This is a genomic window from Negativicutes bacterium (genome assembly GCA_018052945.1).
Lineage (GTDB): Bacteria > Bacillota > Negativicutes > JAGPMH01 > JAGPMH01 > JAGPMH01.
Map to the genome: position 1 here is coordinate 13,402 of JAGPMH010000011.1, position 19,469 is coordinate 32,870.

Consider the following 19,469-nt stretch of genomic DNA (forward strand, 5'->3'; position numbering starts at 1 on the left):
CCTCTTTAATCAAGATTTTTTTCTAATGCTGTTATCTGATTTACTCGGCGTTCATGACGACCACCAGCAAATTCAGTCGTTAACCACGTCTTAACAATCATTTTAGCTAAGCCGGCTCCGACCACTCTTTCACCCAATGTGATGATATTCGCATTATTATGTTCAGCCGCCATTTGTGCCGAAAAAACATCATTACACAACGCCGCTCTGATTCCTTTGAACTTATTAGCGGCAATCGAAACACCAATACCGGTTCCACAAACTATAATACCTTTATCAGCTTCACCTTGTAAAATACTTTTTGCGACTTTTCCTGAAACTTCCGGATAATCAATCGCTTCAGCTTGATATGTTCCAACATCATTATATTCAATTTTCATTTCTTCCAATAAGCTTTTAATTTCTTCCTTTAAGTTAAACCCACCATGATCACTACCAATTGTAACCTTCACAATAACCCTCCAAAAATATATTACACCCCTTTAGCTATTCATTGCCAAAATTTTAGGCCAAGCCAATTCCAGCAAAGTAGCAATTTGTTGACAAGAATTTTTATAAATTGTCTCATCACCACCAAAAGGGTCACCAACATCTACCGCTGATTCCGCAAATTCACCTAACGTCAATACTTTGTGACTAAACGTGGGAACAGCTTTTATAATATCATTTTTATGATACTTCGTCATCGTTAAAACCAAATCAGCTTGTTTTAGTAACTCTAAGTTTAATAGTCTAGCTTTATGGTTATTAGCATTAATCCCTTTATCCTTTAAGACCGCTATGGCATTAGCTGAAGCCACAGCACCCGGTACCGCTGCTAAACCGGCTGAAGATATTGTTACAGCTGTGTTTAAACCAGCTTTTAAAATTTTGTCACGTAGTAAAAACTCTGCCATCGGACTACGACAAGTATTTCCTGTACAAACAAATAATACTTCCATTTTTTTGCCTCCATAAAAGTATCCAACGCCATTCTATCATATTAAGATAGCTTTTTACTAGAATATTTAACGGATGTCGTTAAGATTTTGTATGTTTTTACAATAATTTTAAGTTTACAAAGTTTAACACTTAATAATATTATGGCCACAAGCTTTGTCTAGTCGATTCATTATCGCAACCCCCAGCCCACTGCGTTTAACACCTTCCGCGAAAATAACATCGACTTTATTTTGATCAAAAAATCGTAGCGAACAATATAAATTCAAAGCAATTTGTTTCAAGATGTAACGCGAACCGTATACTACCGTTAAATTTTGTTTCGGTAAAACTTGCGCCGTTTCTTCACTAATAATAAACCCAACTTTTTTTCCTTCAGCCAATGCTTTTTGATATTCTTCCAGCATTTTTTGAATAACCGCTGTACTGTTTTCACCCTCAAATAAAACAAGCGGCGCAGCCGGAGCATAATGCTGATATTTCATCCCCGGTGCTTTCGGTTTAGCCTTAGCATCAACTACAGCCTGATCAACCACTAGTTTTGTTAAATCATGCTGTAACATTTCAAAAGTTATGGCGCCGGGACGTAATAACACCGGAATTTCGCCACTACAATCAACCACTGTTGATTCCAAGCCAATCTGACAATCACCACCATCAAGCACTCCAGCAATTTTCCCTTGCAAATCAGCCATTACAGCTTTAGCAGTAGTAGGACTGGGGCGTCCGGAAGTATTAGCACTTGGTGCTGCCAATGGTACATTAGCCAGTTTTATCAAAGCTCTGGCAATTTTATGATCCGGCATTCTTACCGCTACAGTATCAAGTCCCCCTGACACTAACGCCGGCACAAGTTCTGTTTTCTTAAAAACAATCGTTAAGGGACCCGGCCAATATTTATTTATTAAAAACTGCGCTTCTGGTGAAATTGTTTCTACTAACAGTTCTAGTTGTGCTAACTCTGCAATATGTAAAATCAATGGATTATCAGATGGTCGCCCTTTGGCCTGATAAATTTTTTCAACAGCCTTATTATTAAGACCATCTGCCCCCAACCCATACACCGTTTCTGTTGGAAATGCCACTAACTCACCATTTTTCAAGAAAGCTACTGCTTGATTCAAACTGTTTTCGTCTTCTGAAGCTATCATCAGCTTAGTTTCCATCTTAACTCTCCCTTTTTCCTATTACCACCACACGGTCAATTCCGCCATAATCTTTAATAATCTCCCAAATTTCTAGATCATCATATTGTCTAGCGATTTCAGCTACACTTTGTGCCTGATTTATTCCAACTTCAAACATCATGAAGCCACCATCAATCAATAAATGTCGCCCTTGCTGAATCAATTCAATATAACAATCTAACCCTTCAGCACCTCCGGCCAAGGCTAAATAGGGTTCATTTTTCACTTCCGGTGCCAATGATGCTATATCAGCATTAGGAATATACGGCGGATTTGACAATAACGCTGTAAATTTAGCTCCCTTAAGCGGTTCACAAAGATTGCCTAAAACAAACTCTAGTTTTTCACTTACAGCTAACTTTTCAGCATTTTCTTTCGCAACCGCTAAGGCTTCCGGTGATATATCTACCGCTACTCCGGTAACCGCTGTAGGTGAAAGTTTCGCGATGGACACAGCAATTGCGCCACTACCGGTTCCAATATCGACAAAGCGTGGATTTTCATAGTTACTTAACAATTTTAAGGCCTGTTCTACTAAAATTTCAGTATCGGGACGCGGAATCAAGACCGCCGGAGTAACTTTGAATTCTAAACCCATAAATTCTTTATAACCCAAGATGTAAGCTACCGGCTGCTTCGCTACACGTTTTTTGATTGCTTCGCGAAAACTTGTTAGTTCCTGCGGTAATAACGGTTTATCAAATTCTACATACAAATAAATTCGTTCTTTTTTCAAGATATTAGAAAGCAGTACTTCAGCATCAAGGCGTGGATTTTCCACGCCTTTTTCTGCGAAATACTGCCCTGTCCATTTTAAAATGGCTCCGATTGTCCAAACTTCTTTAGCTTTTGTCATCTTAAGTAACCTGCTTTAATTTTTCACTTTGATCGGCAGTAACTAAAGCTGTTATCAGCTCGTCCAGCTCACCATTTAAAACATAGTCAAGCTTATGCAAAGTTAATCCTACTCTGTGATCAGTCACTCGTCCTTGCGGGAAATTATAAGTTCTGATTCGTTCACTACGATCACCTGTTCCGACTTGACTTTTCCGATTTTCCGCAATTTCTGAGCGCTGAGTTTCTTCAGCTAAATCCTGAATTTTCGCTCTCAAAACTTTCATCGCTTTATCTTTATTCTTTAACTGTGATTTTTCATCTTGGCATTGTACTACAATTCCGGTTGGCAAATGCGTTATTCGAACTGCTGATTCCGTTCTATTAACGTGCTGTCCACCCGCGCCACTGGCACAATATGTATCAATTCGCAAATCATTTTGATTTATCACAACATCAACTTCTTCTACTTCTGGTAAAACAGCCACAGTTACCGTCGATGTATGAATACGACCACTGGATTCAGTGGTTGGTACACGTTGTACCCGATGAACGCCACTTTCATATTTCAACTTACTATAAGCACCATAACCATCAATTTCAAAAACAACTTCTTTAAAGCCACCTAATTCCGTCGGATTAGAATCTAAAATTTCTGTTTTCCAGCCTTGAACTTCAGCATAGCGCGTATACATTCTAAACAAATTGCCCGCAAACAACGCTGCTTCATCGCCACCAGCACCACCACGAATTTCAACGATAACGCTTTTATCATCATTGGGGTCTTTTGGTAACAACAAAATTGGTAATTCTGTTTCCAAGACCGACAGCTTGGTTTTCAGCTCTGCTACTTCCAAATCAATCATCTTTTTAAATTCGTCGTCAGTCTCTTCTTTTTGCATTTCTTTAGCATCATCGAGGCCTTGTAAAACCTCTTTATACTCTCTAAACTTTACTACAATTTCGCCCAATTTAGAGTGTTCCCTAGTATATTTTTGCCATTTATTCATATCAGCAATAATATCAGGATCACTAATCATCGACTCCAGTTGTAAGTATTTATCTTCAATGGCTTGTAATTTATCAAGCACAAAATCCACCTCATTATTTTTTAATCAACTACACTAACTTCTTCCAGTGCTCTGATTGCCACTTCAACCTGCTCATCATCCGGCTCATTAGTGGTTAAATTTTGCAACCACAATCCCGGTAATGTTGCAAATTTTACAAATTTGTTTTCACTGCGTCCAGCATAACGAATTATTTCATATGATATTCCGGCGACTACCGGCAACAAAATAATCCTTGATAATATTCTCATCCACAAATCAGGCCAGCCTAAAAAAGCAAACATTAAAATACTAACAATCATCACAATCAATAAAAATGATGTTCCACACCGCGGATGAAGGGTGCTGAATTTCTGCACATTCTCCACTGTCAAAGGCACACCAGCTTCATAAGCATGAATGGTTTTATGTTCTGCACCATGATATTGAAATACTCTCTTAATATCCTTCATGCGGGATATTCCATATATATAAAGGAAAAAAATCAACATCCTTAAACCGCCTTCGGCTAAATTTAAGAGCATTGGATCTTTTATCGCACTATGAACATATTTTGCAGCAGCGGTTGGAATAATTACAAATAACACTATTGTTAAGCACAATGAAAAAATCATTGTCAACACAATCTCTTTGTCACTCAAAGTTTCACCTTCATCACCGGCCATTTGTGCCGAATACGAAAGTGCCTTTAGCCCCACCACTAAAGATTCACCCAATGCCACTACTCCGCGAAGCATCGGCTTTTTTAATATTGGGAATCTTTCCGCAATCGAAATAATTTTTTCGTTTTTTACCGTAATTGTCCCTGATGGCTCTCGCACTGCCGTCGCCACCGCATTAGCATTGCGCATCATTACTCCTTCAATTACAGCTTGCCCACCAATATTCGGCTTTTTATCCACCTTAGCCTCCTAAAAATCACTTATATTATAAATGAAGCAGAGCATCTCTGCTCTGCATCCATTTATTTTATTTACCGTAACGTTTATTGAATTTTTCAATTCGTCCGCCAGCTGTAATATTACGTTGCTGACCTGTAAAGAAAGGATGGCATTTGGAACATACGTCCACACGTAATTCAGGTTTAACGGAACCAGTCATAAAAGTCTGTCCACAACCACAAATAACTTTTGCCTCTTTAAAATCAGGATGAATTTGTTCTTTCATTAATTATTGCACCTCACTCTTTCCCCAACCAGGGTTAAATATTTTGTTAAAACTAAGCCTTAACCCTGTTGAAGGCAAAGCTAGTCAGTCTTGAGAACACAGCAATCTCGAACGCAACAAGCAATAACTGTGCTTATCACCAGACAATTATAGCATACCGCTAAAAACTGTGCAAGAATAAAAAGATTTTTTAACTCCGGTAAAATATTTCGCGACCGCCCTTACTTTACAGGAAATTTTTTCATTAACAGCGAATTAAACTGTAAATAATTTTATGTTAGGAGTTTTTGCTATGACCTTCAACCTAGATAAAAACGCAGATAATATCATTATTCATATCAGTGGTAGTATTACCATCAATTACAGTATCAAAATCAGAGAACAAATCCTCCTAACCCTCAATCAAGGTTATCACCATTATACTTTAGATTTAGCTGCTGCTGATTATATCGATAGTGCCTCCTTAGGTATTTTTGTTGCACTACACAAAATAATTACCCAAAGTGACGGTAGCTTAACTTTAATAAATTTAAATGCTACTTTACTCGAAATTTTCTGCTCCGGACAATTAGAACATACCTTAAATATAAAATTACAATAATTTTATTATCTTACTGTTTTTTATTATTACATTTTGTTAAAAACTTATCAATTTTGATAATAAATCGTTCATGAATTCCTTCACCAATTTTTTCGTTATTATCAAATGCCGTTACTTTAAAAACCAATTTACGTTCTACTATTTCAATTAACTCAGCGGTCGCCGTAACACTCATTCCTATTGGTGTAGCCGCTAAATGTCTAACATTTAAACTAATCCCTACCGTCCCCAAACCGCTTTCCAGTTTATCATCAACGCATTTTATAGCAGCCCCCTCCATTAAACCGATCATCGCCGGCGTTGCATAGACCGCTATACTACCACTGCCATAACTAATCGCAGTGTTATTGGTGCTGACAACTTCACTTTTTTCAGCAAGCAAACCAATTTTCAACTTCATTGCCCCCACTCTTTTCTTGTACAGTTATTTTTTTAGATAATGACTAAAGCTCCCTAACACTAATTGTGGAAACTTTTGTTTTATTTTTTCAATAAATAATAGCGTTCCTAGCATCTTACTGTCACATTGTGGCATAATCTTCAAAAAAGCATTTGGATCAACATTTAAATTACGCAACTGAATCATATCAACTTTAGTTTCTGCCAGAAAACTCTCCCAAGCCTCAAATTCGCTTAAACGGTCATTAAGCCCTGGAAAATAGAGCATATTTAAAGAAACAAACACTCCATTACTTTTCGCATAATTAATCGATTCTTTAACATTATCAAGACTGTAATTAGCTTTATAATAAGCATCATAAGTCTCATTAATCGCACTAATAATACTAACTCTCATCGTATCAAGTCCGGCATCTACGATTTTTTTTATACCTTCAGTATAACCGGCATTGGTATTAATATTGATTTGGCCAGCTGAAGTTTTTGTTCTGATAATTTTTATCCCCGCTGCAATATTATCAGCCGCTAACGATGGTTCACCTTCACAACCTTGACCAAAACTAATAATCCCTTCCGGAGCATATTCTAGATGATAAGTTCCAACTTCTGCAATTTCTTGTGGGGTCGGTTTAAAATCAATGCGACTTTGGGGCGAAGGACAACATTCTGCTGGTTGCAGCGATATACAGCCGTAACAATTGGCATTACAAACTGGTGAAACCGGCACTCCCGCTTCCCAGCGTCGATAAAATAAGTTTTGAGCCGTACAACAATGCCATTGTAAGGAGCATTTAGCCAATTGCTCTACTATTCTATTATCAGCTAATTCTTTCTTCGTTTTATTTACTAATTTTTTTAGTTGATTAGTATTAAAGCCTAAAGGGTTCCATTTAGTAGCATCATCAGTTTTAAGCGCCGCTACATGTAATTCATCCTTATATAGCACCACCGCAGTATAGCCATATAATGGCAAGGCTTTTGTATTAGCATCCTCTTGATATGCCGGCAAATAAGTTCTGGTATAACCCGCCGGTAAAATTGCCGCCACCGCTTGCCCTGACAGCGTCACAATCTTATTGTTTTTAAACCCCAGTGCTTGACGTTGTGGCAATAACATTAAATCAGCACCTTCAGGTAACGGAATAAGATCTTGCGGTTTTAACAAAATAGTCTCTGCACCAATTCGGCCTAACCCCAAAAATTCAGGATCATCAAAAATTTCACCATTTTCATCAGCAAATAACGCTGTTATCATTTCATCACCTATTTATTAAATTTATTCATCGCTTTATCTAGCCCTTCTTTGAGCCAACTTTCTAACGCTAAGCCTATTTTTTCAAGAATCTCTACTACTATCCCCTGTTCTTCTTTAGAAAATTTACCTAGCACATAGCCTACGACCGTCCAACCTTGTGGTGGTCTGCTAATTCCCACACGCACTCGCGGAAAATCTTCTTGCCCTAAATTGACCAAAATCGATTCAATCCCATTATGGCCACCGGCACTTCCTTTTTTTCGCAATCTTATTTTTCCTAAAGTCGTATCCATATCATCATAAATTATAATAACATCTTCTAACTGCGCCTTATACCACTTAACAATAGGGGCAACAGCTACTCCACTTAAATTCATATAAGTTTGCGGTTTCACTAAAATAACTTGCTCATTATTTATTTTTATTTCGGCAATTTGTGCCTCAAATTTATTTTTCCAAGTAACAACCCCATGCTTTGCCGCCCAGGCATCGATAGCCATAAAGCCGACATTATGACGAGTTTGGCTATATTCACTGCCCGGGTTTCCTAAACCCACAACAATTTTCATTTTTTCACCCTTATATCTAAAATAAGGACACGTTACACGTGTCCTTATAATAATTTTATCTAAATAATTTACTAACAGATTTTTGACCGTAGATTAATTCAATCGCTTCCGCAAAGACTGGTGCCACTGATAAAATTTTAATTTTGGAGGATTTTTTTTCTTCAGCTAACGGAATCGTATCCGTAATAATTAATTCCTTAATATTAGATGCTTCCACTCTGGCAATCGCCGGGTCACTTAAAATCGCATGCGTACAACAAGCATAAACTTCTTTTGCCCCAAACTTACCTAAAGCTTTTGCACCTTCAACTAATGATCCCGCAGTATCTACAATATCATCCACAATCACCGCAGTTTTACCTTCAATGCTACCAATTAAATTCATAACCTCTGCTACACCCGGCATTGGACGACGCTTTTCAATAATTGCAATCGGTGCTTCTAAGCGATCTGCTAATTGTCTAGCTCTTGTTACACCGCCTAAATCCGGCGATACTACTACAATATCTTTCAAGCCTTTAGTTTCAATATAATCCGATAAAATCGGCACACCTAATAAATTATCTAACGGAATATCAAAAAAGCCTTGAATTTGTCCAGCATGTAAGTCCATTGTAATAACACGACTAGCTCCGGCTCTCGTTAGCAAATCCGCCACTAACTTAGCTGAAATAGGTTCACGACCACGGGTCTTGCGATCTTGACGAGCATAAGCATAGTAAGGAATAACGACCGCAATATTTTTAGCTGAAGCTCTTTTACAAGCATCAATCATTATTAACAATTCCATTAAGCTATCATTTACAGGCTGACAAGTTGGTTGAACAATAAAAACTTCTTTGCCACGAACACTCTCATCAATCATAACTTGAGTTTCACCATTGTTGAAATGTCCAACATAGGCATTACCCAAAGGAATATTTAAGCATTTCGCAATATTCTTCGCCAATTGCGGATTGGCATTACCTGTAAATATACGGATTCTGTCACTGTTAGCTAATGTCATTTTATAAAAACCTCCAACGATATTAATTTATTTTCTTTTTTGCCATTCTTCTATATTAGTTTGGCGTGCTCTAGCCACACCTAAGGCTGATCCCGGAACATTTTTAGTAATAGTAGAGCCAGCTGCTACATACGCACTTTTACCAATCACCACCGGGGCAACTAGATTTGAATTACAACCTACAAAAGCTTCATCTTCAATGGTCGTACGATGTTTATGCTTACCATCATAATTAACAGTAATCGTCCCTGACCCAATATTAACCGCACTACCCATATCAGTGTCACCAATATAACTCAAATGCGGAATTTTACTACCAACACCAACTACGGAATTTTTAACTTCAACAAAATTGCCAACTTTAGCATTATCACATAACTTTGTATCAGGTCTTAAATGTACATACGGCCCTACTGTTACATTATTGGCTATTTCACAGTCATGAGCATAACTGAAACTTATTTTCACACTCTCTGCTATAACCGTATTTTGAATTCTAGTATTAGGTCCAATTTCACAATTAGAACCGATAACCGTATCGCCTTCCAACCAAGTGAACGGATAAATAATAGTATCTTTTGCTACAATAACTTGTTCATCAATATAAGTAGTATTAGGATCCATAATCGTAACACCATTATTCATCAACTCAATATTTTTACGGCGACGAATAATTTGCTCCGCTTGCGCAAGTTGCACTCGAGAATTAATCCCTAAAGTTTGTTCATAATCAGAGGTCGCAACTGCCCAAACCTTTTCCTTACGACTATTCATAATTCCAAATACATCAGTTAAATAATATTCACCTTGTGCATTGTCACAATTCAATACTGATAATGCACTAAACAACGCCTTGTTGTCAAAACAATAAATACCAGAATTAACTTCAGCGACAAGTAACTCTTCCGGCGTCGCATCTTTTTGTTCTACAATTTTTACAACCTCGCCGGTAGCGCTACGAATAACGCGACCATAACCGGTAGGATCCGGCATTTTAGCTGTTAAAACAGTAGCCTTAGCTTTTGAAGCAATATGTTCATCATATAATTCTTTTAGCAACTTACTGGTCAAGAGTGGTGTATCACCACATAAAACCATAACCGTACCGTCAAAAGTTTCCAACTGCTTTTGAGCCTGTAACACAGCATGACCCGTTCCTAACTGTTCAGTTTGCATAACAAAATCAGCTTGCTGTTGTAATTGTTCGGCCACAACTTCCGCTCCAAAGCCAATTACTACAATATTACGTTGGGCTCCTGCGCCATTAGCTGCATCCAGCACTTGCTGAACCATCGGCTTACCGCCAACACAATGTAATACTTTCGGTAAAGTTGATTTCATTCTAGTTCCTTTACCGGCAGCTAATATCACCGTTTGTAAATTAGACACAACCATTCCTCCATTTATCTTTGCCATTATATCGTTATATCTTTCACTTGTACAGATATTTTATGACAAACAGCTTTAAGTTTCGACATTTTTTTTATTTTTCCTGCTAATTTTCTAAAGCATCAAAAATAAAAATCCTAACCGAACTTAATTATAACTTCAAATTAGGATTTTTTCTATGACTTTTAGAACATCTGATAATAAAAGATATTTTTTATTCTTTTCGGGCTTGGTGAATGGCCTCCATATCAATTAACAAGGTTTGCTCCGAGTTTTCCATATGCTCAACCGCTAATTTCTGCGCTAATTCTACATCGCGTTGCGCAATCGCTTCCACCAACCTACTGTGTTCTTCCAGTGTTTTTTTCAATCTTCCGGGATATGACATTGACATCGACCGAAATCTTGTCATTTGCTCTCTTAAATTAGAAATAATCCCGACCAATCTTTGGTTACGACTTGCTTTATAAAGAATATCATGAAACTCCATATCATCTTCAACAACTTTTTTCATATTTCTCGTCTCAATATTTTCACCAATCGAAACAAGCAATCGTTCCAGTTGTTCTAATTCTTCTTCAGTGATACGTTCAGCGGCCAATCCACTGGCCAAAGCATCTAGAGTTGTTCTGATTTCAAAAACTTCATTGATATCACGAATAGAAATGTTAGCTACATAAGTACCGCGTCGTGGCAACATAATAACATAGCCTTCCAGTTCCAGCTTACGCATCGCCTCGCGCACCGGAGTTCTGCTAACACCAAGTTCATCCGCTAATTGAATCTCCATTAGTCGCTCACCCGGCTTTAAAACACCACTTCTAATTGCTTCGCGTAAAGTTTCACAGACAACTTCGCGTAAAGGTTGATAACTATCCAATCTTATCGGTGCTAATCGTCGTTTCATGCTGTTCCCCACTTCTTTACACTGTTCTAGTTACAATGATTTTCGCTGAAGTTATCTGTTCTAACCTTGTCGCAAGTTCTTCAGCTTGTTCCTTTGTATCAACTAAGCCAAATACAGTCGGTCCACTGCCCGACATTAAACTAGCACTGGCTCCAAACTCCAACATTTTTTCTTTTAACAGAGAAATTTCATTGTACTTTTTTATAGTAACACTTTCTAATACATTACACAATAAAGCAGCTATTCCTTGAGAATTTTTTTTCTGCAATTCTTCAATAACCATTGCTGTTTCAGGATGTTTATCAACCTTGGATTGATCATAATTATTATAAACCCACGCAGTTGAAACACCTAGCATCGGTTTCGCTAAAACAACATAAGTCTGTGGAAATGAAGGTAACGGTGTTAGTATTTCACCACGACCTTTCGCCAGCATCGTCCCGCCTCTTAAACAAAACGGGATATCAGAGCCCAATTGCGCCCCAATTTCACACAATGTATCCAGCGACAAGTTTAATGACCACAATTTATTAAGTCCCTGCAACGTCGCTGCCGCATCAGCACTACCACCAGCTAAGCCTGCCGCCACCGGAATATTTTTTTCTAAAATTATTTTCGCGCCGGCTGTTACATTATATAATTCTTTTAATTTAACAGCCGTCTGATAAATTAAATTATCTTTATCATCAGCAACACCCTCTACTGCACTAATCAGTTCAAGACCTTGCTCTCTTAAGGAAAAATGCAGTACATCATGAAGTTGAATTGATTGCATAATCATTTCAACTTCATGATAACCATCAGGACGTTTACCCAAAACATCTAATGTTAAATTAATTTTCGCCTGTGCTTCTAAGCTAAACATCATATCATCCATTCGCTTTTTTTAAATCATCAGCTTCTTTGCCGGTAAATAACCCATCAATATCAAGTAGCACCAATAGTCTGCCATCTTTTTTTCCCAGACCTTTAACATATTGGGTATCAAGTTTAGATACAGCCGGAGGCGCTTCAATATTTTCGTGTTCCAAATGAACAACCTCTGCCACCCCATCCACCATCAATCCCACAATTTGCCCTTTAAAATCAACCACGACAATTCTGGAATTTTCGGTTTCTGCACTAACTTTCATCTTAAAACGTTTTTTCATATCAATAACAGGAATGATCTGTCCACGTAATTTAATAATCCCTTCCATAAAATCAGGAGTATGGGGCATTTTAGTCAATTGTTCAATTTTATTAATTTCTTGAACTTTCATTATCGGTAATGCATATTCTTCCTTACCTAAATAAAAAACAACAACCTGTAAATCATCTCTCATTTTACCTTCCATAAAAACAACTCCTTTTTTAGATAGAAATAACGTTTTCTCGGCAAGAATAAATTTCCAAAATTCATCTTAATTCTATTATAAAGTTAAATCATTAATTTTAAAAGATATCTATTCCAACCGGACAGTGATCACTGCCTAAAATTTCTTCATAAATATAAGCAGCTTTTAAATTATCTTTTAATTGTTGCGAAACAATAAAATAATCAATCCGCCAACCAATGTTTTTACTGCGTGCTTGTCTCATATAAGACCACCAAGTATAAGCCTCAATTTTATCAGGATAAAAATAACGATAGCTGTCAATAAAACCACTATCCAATAGCGCGGTCATTTTTTGACGTTCTTCATCCGTAAAACCGGCATTTTTCCTATTAGTTTTAGGATTTTTTAAATCTATTTCAGTATGTGCTACATTTAAATCACCACAAATCATCACCGGCTTAGCTTTTTCCAAGCTAAGTACATAATTACGGAAAGCATCTTCCCAGCTCATCCGATAATCTAGCCTAGCTAATTCTTGTTGTGAATTAGGCGTATAGACATTAATCAGATAGAATTTTTCAAACTCTATTGTGATAACGCGCCCCTCATTATCATGCTCCGGTATTTCCATACCATAACTAACACTTAACGGATTTATTTTCGTCAAAATAAGAGTTCCGGAATAACCTTTTTTTTGTGCACTGTTCCAATACTGTTGATAACCCGGAAAATCAAACACAACTTGTCCTTCTTGCATTTTAGTTTCCTGCAAACAGAAAACATCAGCTTCAACCGCTGTAAAAAAATCCATAAACCCTTTGCCCATACAAGCTCTCAGTCCATTAACATTCCACGATACAAGTTTCATAACAGCCTCCATTAAGCTAAATTATTAGCAATATCCGCAAATTCTTGCAAACTTAAAGTTTCGCCTCTTCTATTACCATCAATACCGGCTGATTCAAGGGCTCCCTTAATTCTGTCCGCCGGTATTCCGGTTGTTTTAAGTGAATTACTAAGCGTTTTTCGGCGTTGTGCAAACCCGCCTTTGGCAATAGTAAAAAACATTTTTTCACTATTAACCTTTACTGCCGGTTGTGGTCGAACCTTACAACTTATTACCACCGAATCAACTGCCGGTGACGGAATAAATGATTTTGGCGGCACTAACGCAACAATTTCCGGTTCAGTGTAATATTGAACCGCCACTGACAACGAACCATAATCTTTTTTGCCAGGCTTAGCAATCATTCTGTCTGCAACCTCTTTTTGAATCATTGTCACCAATCTAGTCACCGGTAACTTTTGTTCTAATATTCCCATAATAATTGGCGTTGTGATGTAGTAAGGAAGGTTTGCCACGACCTTAAACGGTTTATCTTCCACCAATTCTCTAATATTAACCTTTAATATATCATCATGAACAATTCTAACATTATCATAGCCTTCTAAGGTTTTTGCTAAAACTGCCGGCAATTTATTATCAATTTCTACAGCAATAACATTAGCTTTAGCTTCTGCTAAAGCTTGTGTCAAAGTACCAATCCCCGGTCCTATTTCTAACACCGTTTCGCCTTCCTCAATCTCAGCAGCGTTGACAATATTATTGACAACAGTTTCATCAATTAAAAAATTTTGCCCCAGTTTTTTACTCATATGAATATCAAAAGTTTTTAAAATATATTTCGTAACTTCCTTTTTCGCAATAATCGGCTTCATTTAGTTTCCTCCATCTTTTCATCCAGTACCATTTTATTAAATTCTTCTTCAAACTCAGTTCTGCTTACGCCATATTTATTGAGCCGTTGCAAAAAGGTTTTAGCATTAGCATAGCCAATCCCTAGCGCCGCTCCTAATTTAGCTCTTCTCACCGCCGCCGTTGCCACACCATTAAGATTATATTTTACAAGATCAGCGTGACTAAATTCAGTACCTTCTTGCCACTCCAAACACCGCACTTTATTTAACGCGTTTCTAATCGCCTCCGGCGTTGCTTGTTCAACACCAATATCATTATTAGCCGTAGCCTCCGCCTTCGGAATAAAGGCATGCTTAGCATCCGGAAAGCGCTTACTGAGAAAGTTTCTAATCTTTTCTCCACCGTAGTCAGGATCCGTTAATATTATGATGCCCCGTTTTTTATAAGCTTGTTTTATCAATGTTAAGGTATGATTATGCAAGTTAAAGCCATGCGTCATAATGCAGTCAGCTTCTACCGCTTTATTAATAGCATTTACATCTTGCTTTCCCTCAACAATAATAACTTCTTTAATCATTTAATAGCCCTACTTTATATTAATATCTTTGACATAATATTATACTACAAATTTATCATTATTAATATTTATCTAAAAAAAATAACAGGGCTTCCCCTGTTATTTCGCGAATTTATTCTGCTAGTACATAAACCTTGACCGTGCGTCGCCCAAAACGCATTGCCTCACCATAGTCTTCCATACACAAGTCAATAATATTGCCTTTTATAGCGCCACCCGTATCTGCGGCTAAAGCAGTACCATATCCCGGGATATAAAGTCTGGTGCCTAATGGTATAACTCTTGGATCAACCGCTACCGTCCCATAACCTGCTCTAGTTCCTGTAGCTGTTATACCTTGTCCATTGCCATCAGATGGCAAGTAGGCTGTTGCTTCCATATAATGAACTGCTTGAAATCTACTGGTACCACGCGAAGTATCAATAACATCACGAGTTCCTACTCTTACTATCTGTGGTACCGCTGGCGTTATTAGATTTTCAGAAATTATTTCCTCTGAAATCTGCTGTCCATCTGCTAATTTTATTTTAATTTTGGCAATTTTGGTACCATTTTTACCGTATTCAGCAACCTGACTATTGCCTTTTTCCATATTAGGATCAGGCTGATTTATTACAGTAAAAGGTTCGACAATTTCGCGCTCGACAATTTGTTCTGTTAATGACATTATTGTTATAGTCATGCCATTTTCAATCTTACTGTTTTCACCAGGTTCAACCTTTACCAAATCTTCCGGCTGTTTTACCGCAGCCACGAGTTCACCGACAGTCGGCTTACCCGTCATCATCGTTTTAGCCTGACCCTTATAAATAACATTTACCGGAACAGCTCTGTGCACTGTAATAACCGTTCCATTAGTTAACTTCGGTGTCGACAAACGATATTCATCAAGCGGACCTAAAACAACTCCCGCTTGTTCTAAAACCTGAACAGGTTTTCTTTTTAATGTACTAACAACTACATTGTTTCCATCAGCAACGATTTGAACCTCTTTTGGGGTCCAAACAAACCCTGTTGCCAGCATTACGGTGAGAAACAATCCTAACGTAGCTACAAGCATTTTGCTCGTAAATCGCGATTTTCTGGGCTGAGTATTATTCATAAAATCTCCCCCTTTCGATGCGCTTGTGCATTATAACATGCACATTTATTTTTTGTCAAACATTAATCATATTTTTTTGCAAAAAATCATAAAAAAACAGGATTAATTTCCCATATATTATCCATGGAAAATTAATCCTGTTTTTCGTTAAAGCACTGTTATTAAAAGTTTTTCAACTTTTTTCGACAAATTATTCAATTGTTCTTTTTTCCAATTATTTTTTTTGCAGTTTCGTAATAATTTTTCAGCAAAAATAACTTTATAGAGCAATATTTTTGTTGTTTTTTTACATTTTTCCTCATTGTCATAAGGCTGTTTTAGTCTGAATTATTACCTGAAAATACCTTTTTAGTCATAGTTTTAAACCAACTAAAATTTTCCAAGCAATGAATTATAATTAGTGCTGTTATAACATAAGCTGACCAACTATGAATCTCTTTGACAACACCAAATCCAGACCGCCCTAAATAAACAGCAACATTACTTTTGAATTCCAACAAATAGCCTGTGGTCATACAAAATAAAAAGCTTATTAACAATAAGAAGTCCACCCAATATTTTCTTTGAAGTTTATCCAATTTTGCCACCTCCGTTTTTTTATTTTACAACAGTTCTGTTACAAATTGATGATATTAAGGGGTAAGTAATCGCACCAAATTTCTACCACATAAACATGGTTCCTTCTCCAGCTTCACTAATTGTCCGGTTCGATACCGAATAATCGGCATCGCTTGAGTCGCCAACGATGTTAAGACCAACTCGCCCATCTCACCTAAGCCCACTGGTTCTTGCGTGCAAACATTAATAACCTCTGGATAAAAATAATCTTCATTAACATGAAATCCTTGTTTGATAATGCACTCAAACGCAATTCCCGGCCCAATTAATTCAGGAATAGAAAATAAATTAAACACAATCGCGCCCATTCTCGATTCCAAATGTTCCGAAATTGGGCTGCGTAACATATTATTAATCGAAAATACTGTACTAATCGGCATCTTAGCAAAATCATAGCCAAAGGCCTGCCCTGCAACAAGTAAATGTAGTATTCGCTGAGGGCTGGTCGCCAAATAATTGATATTGAATTTTTTAATTACTTCAAGTTGCTTTTCCAGTTGCTTAACCTTAATCGGCACAACCGTTGCCCCAATCATTTCTGCAGCATACTGCATCCCTTGTGCAATCGGCGTAAAATAGTCCTCATAAATTTGGATGATTGAAGAAATATTTAATCCACCAGCTACTAAACAACGCGCTAAAATCTCAATACTATGTCTAATGTCTGCCGAGGTATAGGCCATCACTAACGGGGGTAAGGATTCAATGGGCTCAATTCTAACGACCGAGTTCATCTCCAGGGTCAACATCCCCAGTGGTGCATTGGCTATTAACTCTTCTTTAGTCGTAAACGGCAATTTATTAAGATCTTGAATTACTTCGATATCTTGTAATGCTACTTTGCTGTCGGCAAATTTTTTCTGATAAAAGCCACTTTTCTCTTGCACCCATTTGATGGTCTGTTGCAACCGTTGGCTTTGCAACTCCTCCATCGCCGAGCGAGGCATGGTCTCTATCTTTTCATCAAAGTACATGAAAACATCCTCCACTAATTAATTTTGCTACTACCAGCGACTTCCCTTAGCCCTACCATCAATAAAAATATAACTAGACATAAAAATATTACATCTAGTTATTACTGTTTAATATTAAACTATTTGTGCTTGTTACAGTGGTTTACGATAGAAAAACGGCAAATAACTTTCAAAGCCGATTTCACGGAAATTCAAAATTGCTTCGGTACCACCAACAAATAACACCCCACCCGGTTTTAAAGCATCAAAAAATCTTTTGTATAATTCAAATTTTGCTTCATCCGTAAAATAAATTACCACATTACGACATAAAATCAAATCAAAGCCTTTTTCAAAAGGGTCCAATAACAAATTATGGCGTTTAAATTCCACACAATTTTTAATATCTTCCGATACCAAATATTTGCCATCTCTTACTTGGAAATGCTTTTGCGCACGATGTTGCGAAATATTTTTGAACTCATTTGAAGAATACATCCCCATTTTCGCTTTTGCTAAAATTTCAACATCCAAATCAGTCGCTAAAATCCGATGTTTCGTACCCGGCGTCAAATCCTTTAAGATCATTGCCAAAGAATATGGTTCTGCACCTAACGAACAACCAGCACTCCAAATATTTAATTTTGGCGTCTTCTGCAACAACTCCGGAATAACCTTACTCTCAAGTTCCGTAAATTTTTCCGGCGTCCGAAAAAATTCTGTCACATTAATCGTTAAATATTCAATAAAATCACTAAATAATTTTGGATCCGGTTCAACCTTATTCCACAATTCCATATAACCTTTAACATCATACCGTCCCATTAAATTAGTGAGCCGTCGTTGCATTTGGCTCGGTTTATAAAAATTAAGGTTAATACCTGTTTTATCATTTAATTTTTGCTTAAATAGCTCCCACTCTTTATCCTGCACAATAAAAACCCCCATATGATCCCTTTTTATTATTCCAAGTAAGGGTATTCGCTATGGAGGCTCAAAAATCCTACTATTTATTAACTTTTATTTCACCAATATCTAAACTTATATCCAGCGCCATCACCGAATGTGTAATCGCTCCTACCGAAATAATATCAACACCAGTCTTAGCAATATTTTCAATCGTCAATAAGTTAACGCCTCCGGAAGCTTCTACCAACGCTTGTCCCTTAATCATCTCCACCGCCTGCAACATTAGTTCCGTCGACATATTGTCAAGCATAATAATATCAGCCTTGCCGATTAATGCTAATTCCACCTGTTCTAAGGACTCTACCTCTACCTCAATTTTAACAGTATGTGGAATGCTTTGTCGTACTTTATTAATCGCCTCTAAAATTCCGCCAGCAACCTTAATATGGTTATCTTTAATCATCACAGCATCATATAAGCCAAAGCGATGATTACGACCGCCCCCCACCGTTACTGCGTATTTTTCGAGCAGTCGCAAGCCCGGAGTTGTTTTTCGCGTATCAGCAATCTTTGCCGAGTAACCTTTAATACAGTCTGCAAACTCTTTTGTTTTAGTAGCAATTCCGCTCAAACGTTGCAATAAATTAAGTGCTAATCTTTCACCACTCAAAATAGTTTGTGCATCACCTTCAATTTTAGCAATAACATCCCCAAATTCCAGTGTCTCACCGTCTTTTTTACATTCTACATACTTTATTTGCGGATTTAAATATTGAAAAACGTATTGAGCTATTTCATTACCGGCCAAAATGCCATCTTGTTTCGCATGAATAACAGCAGTAGTTATCGCCCCTTGGGGTACAATATTTTGGGTCGTAATATCACCGCTCCCCAAATCTTCGGCTAACCATTGCTTAATATTATGTTCTATCATTTTTTTTGAGTAATACATAGAAACTCCTTTGAGTT

The 19,469-nt window shown here is 37.3% G+C and carries 24 protein-coding genes; 1 reads left to right on the top strand and 23 read right to left on the bottom strand.

Features of this window, described 5'->3' with window-relative positions:
• Nucleotides 1-5 precede the first annotated feature (5 nt).
• The 7 genes from rpiB to rpmE form a co-directional block, all read right to left on the bottom strand.
• Nucleotides 6-452 (bottom strand): ribose 5-phosphate isomerase B, encoded by a 447-nt coding sequence (rpiB, locus tag KBI38_02970; GenBank protein MBP8629027.1) that lies wholly within the window; start codon nt 450-452, stop codon nt 6-8.
• A 30-nt stretch (nt 453-482) separates the two neighbouring features.
• Nucleotides 483-941 (bottom strand): low molecular weight protein arginine phosphatase, encoded by a 459-nt coding sequence (locus tag KBI38_02975; GenBank protein MBP8629028.1) that lies wholly within the window; start codon nt 939-941, stop codon nt 483-485.
• A gap of 123 nt (nt 942-1,064) precedes the next feature.
• Nucleotides 1,065-2,105, bottom strand: coding sequence for a threonylcarbamoyl-AMP synthase (locus KBI38_02980; protein ID MBP8629029.1), 1,041 nt, complete (start codon nt 2,103-2,105; stop codon nt 1,065-1,067).
• Between the two features lies 1 nt (nt 2,106).
• Nucleotides 2,107-2,982 (bottom strand): peptide chain release factor N(5)-glutamine methyltransferase, encoded by an 876-nt coding sequence (gene prmC, locus KBI38_02985; protein MBP8629030.1) that lies wholly within the window; start codon nt 2,980-2,982, stop codon nt 2,107-2,109.
• Between the two features lies 1 nt (nt 2,983).
• On the bottom strand, nt 2,984-4,051 hold the full coding sequence (gene prfA / locus KBI38_02990; GenBank protein ID MBP8629031.1) for a peptide chain release factor 1: 1,068 nt from the start codon (nt 4,049-4,051) through the stop codon (nt 2,984-2,986).
• 20 nt (nt 4,052-4,071) lie between these two features.
• Complete coding sequence (locus KBI38_02995; protein ID MBP8629032.1) at nt 4,072-4,932, bottom strand: DUF1385 domain-containing protein; 861 nt, start codon at nt 4,930-4,932, stop codon at nt 4,072-4,074.
• A 67-nt stretch (nt 4,933-4,999) separates the two neighbouring features.
• Complete coding sequence (rpmE, locus tag KBI38_03000; GenBank protein MBP8629033.1) at nt 5,000-5,197, bottom strand: 50S ribosomal protein L31; 198 nt, start codon at nt 5,195-5,197, stop codon at nt 5,000-5,002.
• A gap of 292 nt (nt 5,198-5,489) precedes the next feature.
• On the opposite strand from rpmE, the gene KBI38_03005 reads away from it, so the two are divergent.
• Nucleotides 5,490-5,798: an STAS domain-containing protein gene (locus KBI38_03005; protein MBP8629034.1), complete on the top strand. Its 309-nt coding sequence runs from the start codon at nt 5,490-5,492 to the stop codon at nt 5,796-5,798.
• Nucleotides 5,799-5,808: 10 nt separating this feature from the next.
• Here KBI38_03005 and KBI38_03010 read toward each other — a convergent pair whose 3' ends face one another.
• From KBI38_03010 to nadC, 16 genes are all read right to left on the bottom strand, one after another.
• Nucleotides 5,809-6,198: a thioesterase family protein gene (locus KBI38_03010; GenBank protein ID MBP8629035.1), complete on the bottom strand. Its 390-nt coding sequence runs from the start codon at nt 6,196-6,198 to the stop codon at nt 5,809-5,811.
• 24 nt (nt 6,199-6,222) lie between these two features.
• Complete coding sequence (locus tag KBI38_03015) at nt 6,223-7,452, bottom strand: radical SAM protein (protein MBP8629036.1); 1,230 nt, start codon at nt 7,450-7,452, stop codon at nt 6,223-6,225.
• Between the two features lie 8 nt (nt 7,453-7,460).
• Nucleotides 7,461-8,021: an aminoacyl-tRNA hydrolase gene (locus KBI38_03020; protein ID MBP8629037.1), complete on the bottom strand. Its 561-nt coding sequence runs from the start codon at nt 8,019-8,021 to the stop codon at nt 7,461-7,463.
• A 55-nt stretch (nt 8,022-8,076) separates the two neighbouring features.
• Complete coding sequence (locus tag KBI38_03025; GenBank protein MBP8629038.1) at nt 8,077-9,027, bottom strand: ribose-phosphate pyrophosphokinase; 951 nt, start codon at nt 9,025-9,027, stop codon at nt 8,077-8,079.
• Between the two features lie 27 nt (nt 9,028-9,054).
• Nucleotides 9,055-10,416 carry a bifunctional UDP-N-acetylglucosamine diphosphorylase/glucosamine-1-phosphate N-acetyltransferase GlmU gene (gene glmU, locus KBI38_03030; protein MBP8629039.1) on the bottom strand — a complete coding sequence of 454 codons (1,362 nt, stop codon included), beginning with the start codon at nt 10,414-10,416 and terminating at the stop codon, nt 9,055-9,057.
• A gap of 214 nt (nt 10,417-10,630) precedes the next feature.
• Nucleotides 10,631-11,323, bottom strand: a complete 693-nt coding sequence (locus KBI38_03035) for a GntR family transcriptional regulator (GenBank protein MBP8629040.1) — start codon at nt 11,321-11,323, stop codon at nt 10,631-10,633.
• Nucleotides 11,324-11,339: 16 nt separating this feature from the next.
• On the bottom strand, nt 11,340-12,188 hold the full coding sequence (locus KBI38_03040; GenBank protein ID MBP8629041.1) for a 4-(cytidine 5'-diphospho)-2-C-methyl-D-erythritol kinase: 849 nt from the start codon (nt 12,186-12,188) through the stop codon (nt 11,340-11,342).
• Between the two features lie 4 nt (nt 12,189-12,192).
• A complete protein-coding gene (locus KBI38_03045; GenBank protein ID MBP8629042.1) occupies nt 12,193-12,660 on the bottom strand; it encodes a chemotaxis protein CheW in 468 nt (155 codons plus the stop codon).
• A 97-nt stretch (nt 12,661-12,757) separates the two neighbouring features.
• Nucleotides 12,758-13,510, bottom strand: coding sequence for an exodeoxyribonuclease III (gene xth, locus KBI38_03050; GenBank protein ID MBP8629043.1), 753 nt, complete (start codon nt 13,508-13,510; stop codon nt 12,758-12,760).
• Between the two features lie 11 nt (nt 13,511-13,521).
• Complete coding sequence (rsmA, locus tag KBI38_03055) at nt 13,522-14,361, bottom strand: 16S rRNA (adenine(1518)-N(6)/adenine(1519)-N(6))-dimethyltransferase RsmA (protein ID MBP8629044.1); 840 nt, start codon at nt 14,359-14,361, stop codon at nt 13,522-13,524.
• Nucleotides 14,358-14,918, bottom strand: a complete 561-nt coding sequence (gene rnmV, locus KBI38_03060) for a ribonuclease M5 (protein ID MBP8629045.1) — start codon at nt 14,916-14,918, stop codon at nt 14,358-14,360. Before rnmV ends, rsmA begins: the two co-directional genes overlap by 4 nt.
• Before the next feature lie 112 nt (nt 14,919-15,030).
• Nucleotides 15,031-16,020, bottom strand: a complete 990-nt coding sequence (locus KBI38_03065; protein ID MBP8629046.1) for a G5 domain-containing protein — start codon at nt 16,018-16,020, stop codon at nt 15,031-15,033.
• Between the two features lie 317 nt (nt 16,021-16,337).
• A complete protein-coding gene (locus KBI38_03070; GenBank protein MBP8629047.1) occupies nt 16,338-16,598 on the bottom strand; it encodes a DUF4405 domain-containing protein in 261 nt (86 codons plus the stop codon).
• A gap of 54 nt (nt 16,599-16,652) precedes the next feature.
• The gene (locus tag KBI38_03075) at nt 16,653-17,612 is read right to left on the bottom strand and encodes a phenylacetate--CoA ligase family protein (protein MBP8629048.1); all 960 of its coding nucleotides are present in this window, start codon (nt 17,610-17,612) and stop codon (nt 16,653-16,655) included.
• A 132-nt stretch (nt 17,613-17,744) separates the two neighbouring features.
• A complete protein-coding gene (locus KBI38_03080) occupies nt 17,745-18,527 on the bottom strand; it encodes a protein-glutamate O-methyltransferase CheR (protein MBP8629049.1) in 783 nt (260 codons plus the stop codon).
• Between the two features lie 70 nt (nt 18,528-18,597).
• Nucleotides 18,598-19,452, bottom strand: coding sequence for a carboxylating nicotinate-nucleotide diphosphorylase (gene nadC, locus KBI38_03085; protein ID MBP8629050.1), 855 nt, complete (start codon nt 19,450-19,452; stop codon nt 18,598-18,600).
• Nucleotides 19,453-19,469 lie beyond the last annotated feature (17 nt).

Bases quoted from the DNA above. Each gene is read 5' to 3' on its own strand.
- KBI38_03010 (MBP8629035.1), bottom strand. From the start codon at position 6,198: ATGAAGTTGAAAATTGGTTTGCTTGCTGAAAAAAGTGAAGTTGTCAGC.
- KBI38_03005 (MBP8629034.1), top strand. From the start codon at position 5,490: ATGACCTTCAACCTAGATAAAAACGCAGATAATATCATTATTCATATC.
- KBI38_03020 (MBP8629037.1), bottom strand. From the start codon at position 8,021: ATGAAAATTGTTGTGGGTTTAGGAAACCCGGGCAGTGAATATAGCCAA.
- xth (MBP8629043.1), bottom strand. From the start codon at position 13,510: ATGAAACTTGTATCGTGGAATGTTAATGGACTGAGAGCTTGTATGGGC.
- KBI38_02975 (MBP8629028.1), bottom strand. From the start codon at position 941: ATGGAAGTATTATTTGTTTGTACAGGAAATACTTGTCGTAGTCCGATG.
- KBI38_03040 (MBP8629041.1), bottom strand. From the start codon at position 12,188: ATGTTTAGCTTAGAAGCACAGGCGAAAATTAATTTAACATTAGATGTT.
- nadC (MBP8629050.1), bottom strand. From the start codon at position 19,452: ATGTATTACTCAAAAAAAATGATAGAACATAATATTAAGCAATGGTTA.
- KBI38_03065 (MBP8629046.1), bottom strand. From the start codon at position 16,020: ATGAATAATACTCAGCCCAGAAAATCGCGATTTACGAGCAAAATGCTT.
- rnmV (MBP8629045.1), bottom strand. From the start codon at position 14,918: ATGATTAAAGAAGTTATTATTGTTGAGGGAAAGCAAGATGTAAATGCT.
- KBI38_03035 (MBP8629040.1), bottom strand. From the start codon at position 11,323: ATGAAACGACGATTAGCACCGATAAGATTGGATAGTTATCAACCTTTA.
- prmC (MBP8629030.1), bottom strand. From the start codon at position 2,982: ATGACAAAAGCTAAAGAAGTTTGGACAATCGGAGCCATTTTAAAATGG.
- KBI38_03075 (MBP8629048.1), bottom strand. From the start codon at position 17,612: ATGTACTTTGATGAAAAGATAGAGACCATGCCTCGCTCGGCGATGGAG.
- KBI38_02980 (MBP8629029.1), bottom strand. From the start codon at position 2,105: ATGGAAACTAAGCTGATGATAGCTTCAGAAGACGAAAACAGTTTGAAT.
- KBI38_03015 (MBP8629036.1), bottom strand. From the start codon at position 7,452: ATGATAACAGCGTTATTTGCTGATGAAAATGGTGAAATTTTTGATGAT.
- rsmA (MBP8629044.1), bottom strand. From the start codon at position 14,361: ATGAAGCCGATTATTGCGAAAAAGGAAGTTACGAAATATATTTTAAAA.
- KBI38_03045 (MBP8629042.1), bottom strand. From the start codon at position 12,660: ATGGAAGGTAAAATGAGAGATGATTTACAGGTTGTTGTTTTTTATTTA.
- KBI38_03025 (MBP8629038.1), bottom strand. From the start codon at position 9,027: ATGACATTAGCTAACAGTGACAGAATCCGTATATTTACAGGTAATGCC.
- rpmE (MBP8629033.1), bottom strand. From the start codon at position 5,197: ATGAAAGAACAAATTCATCCTGATTTTAAAGAGGCAAAAGTTATTTGT.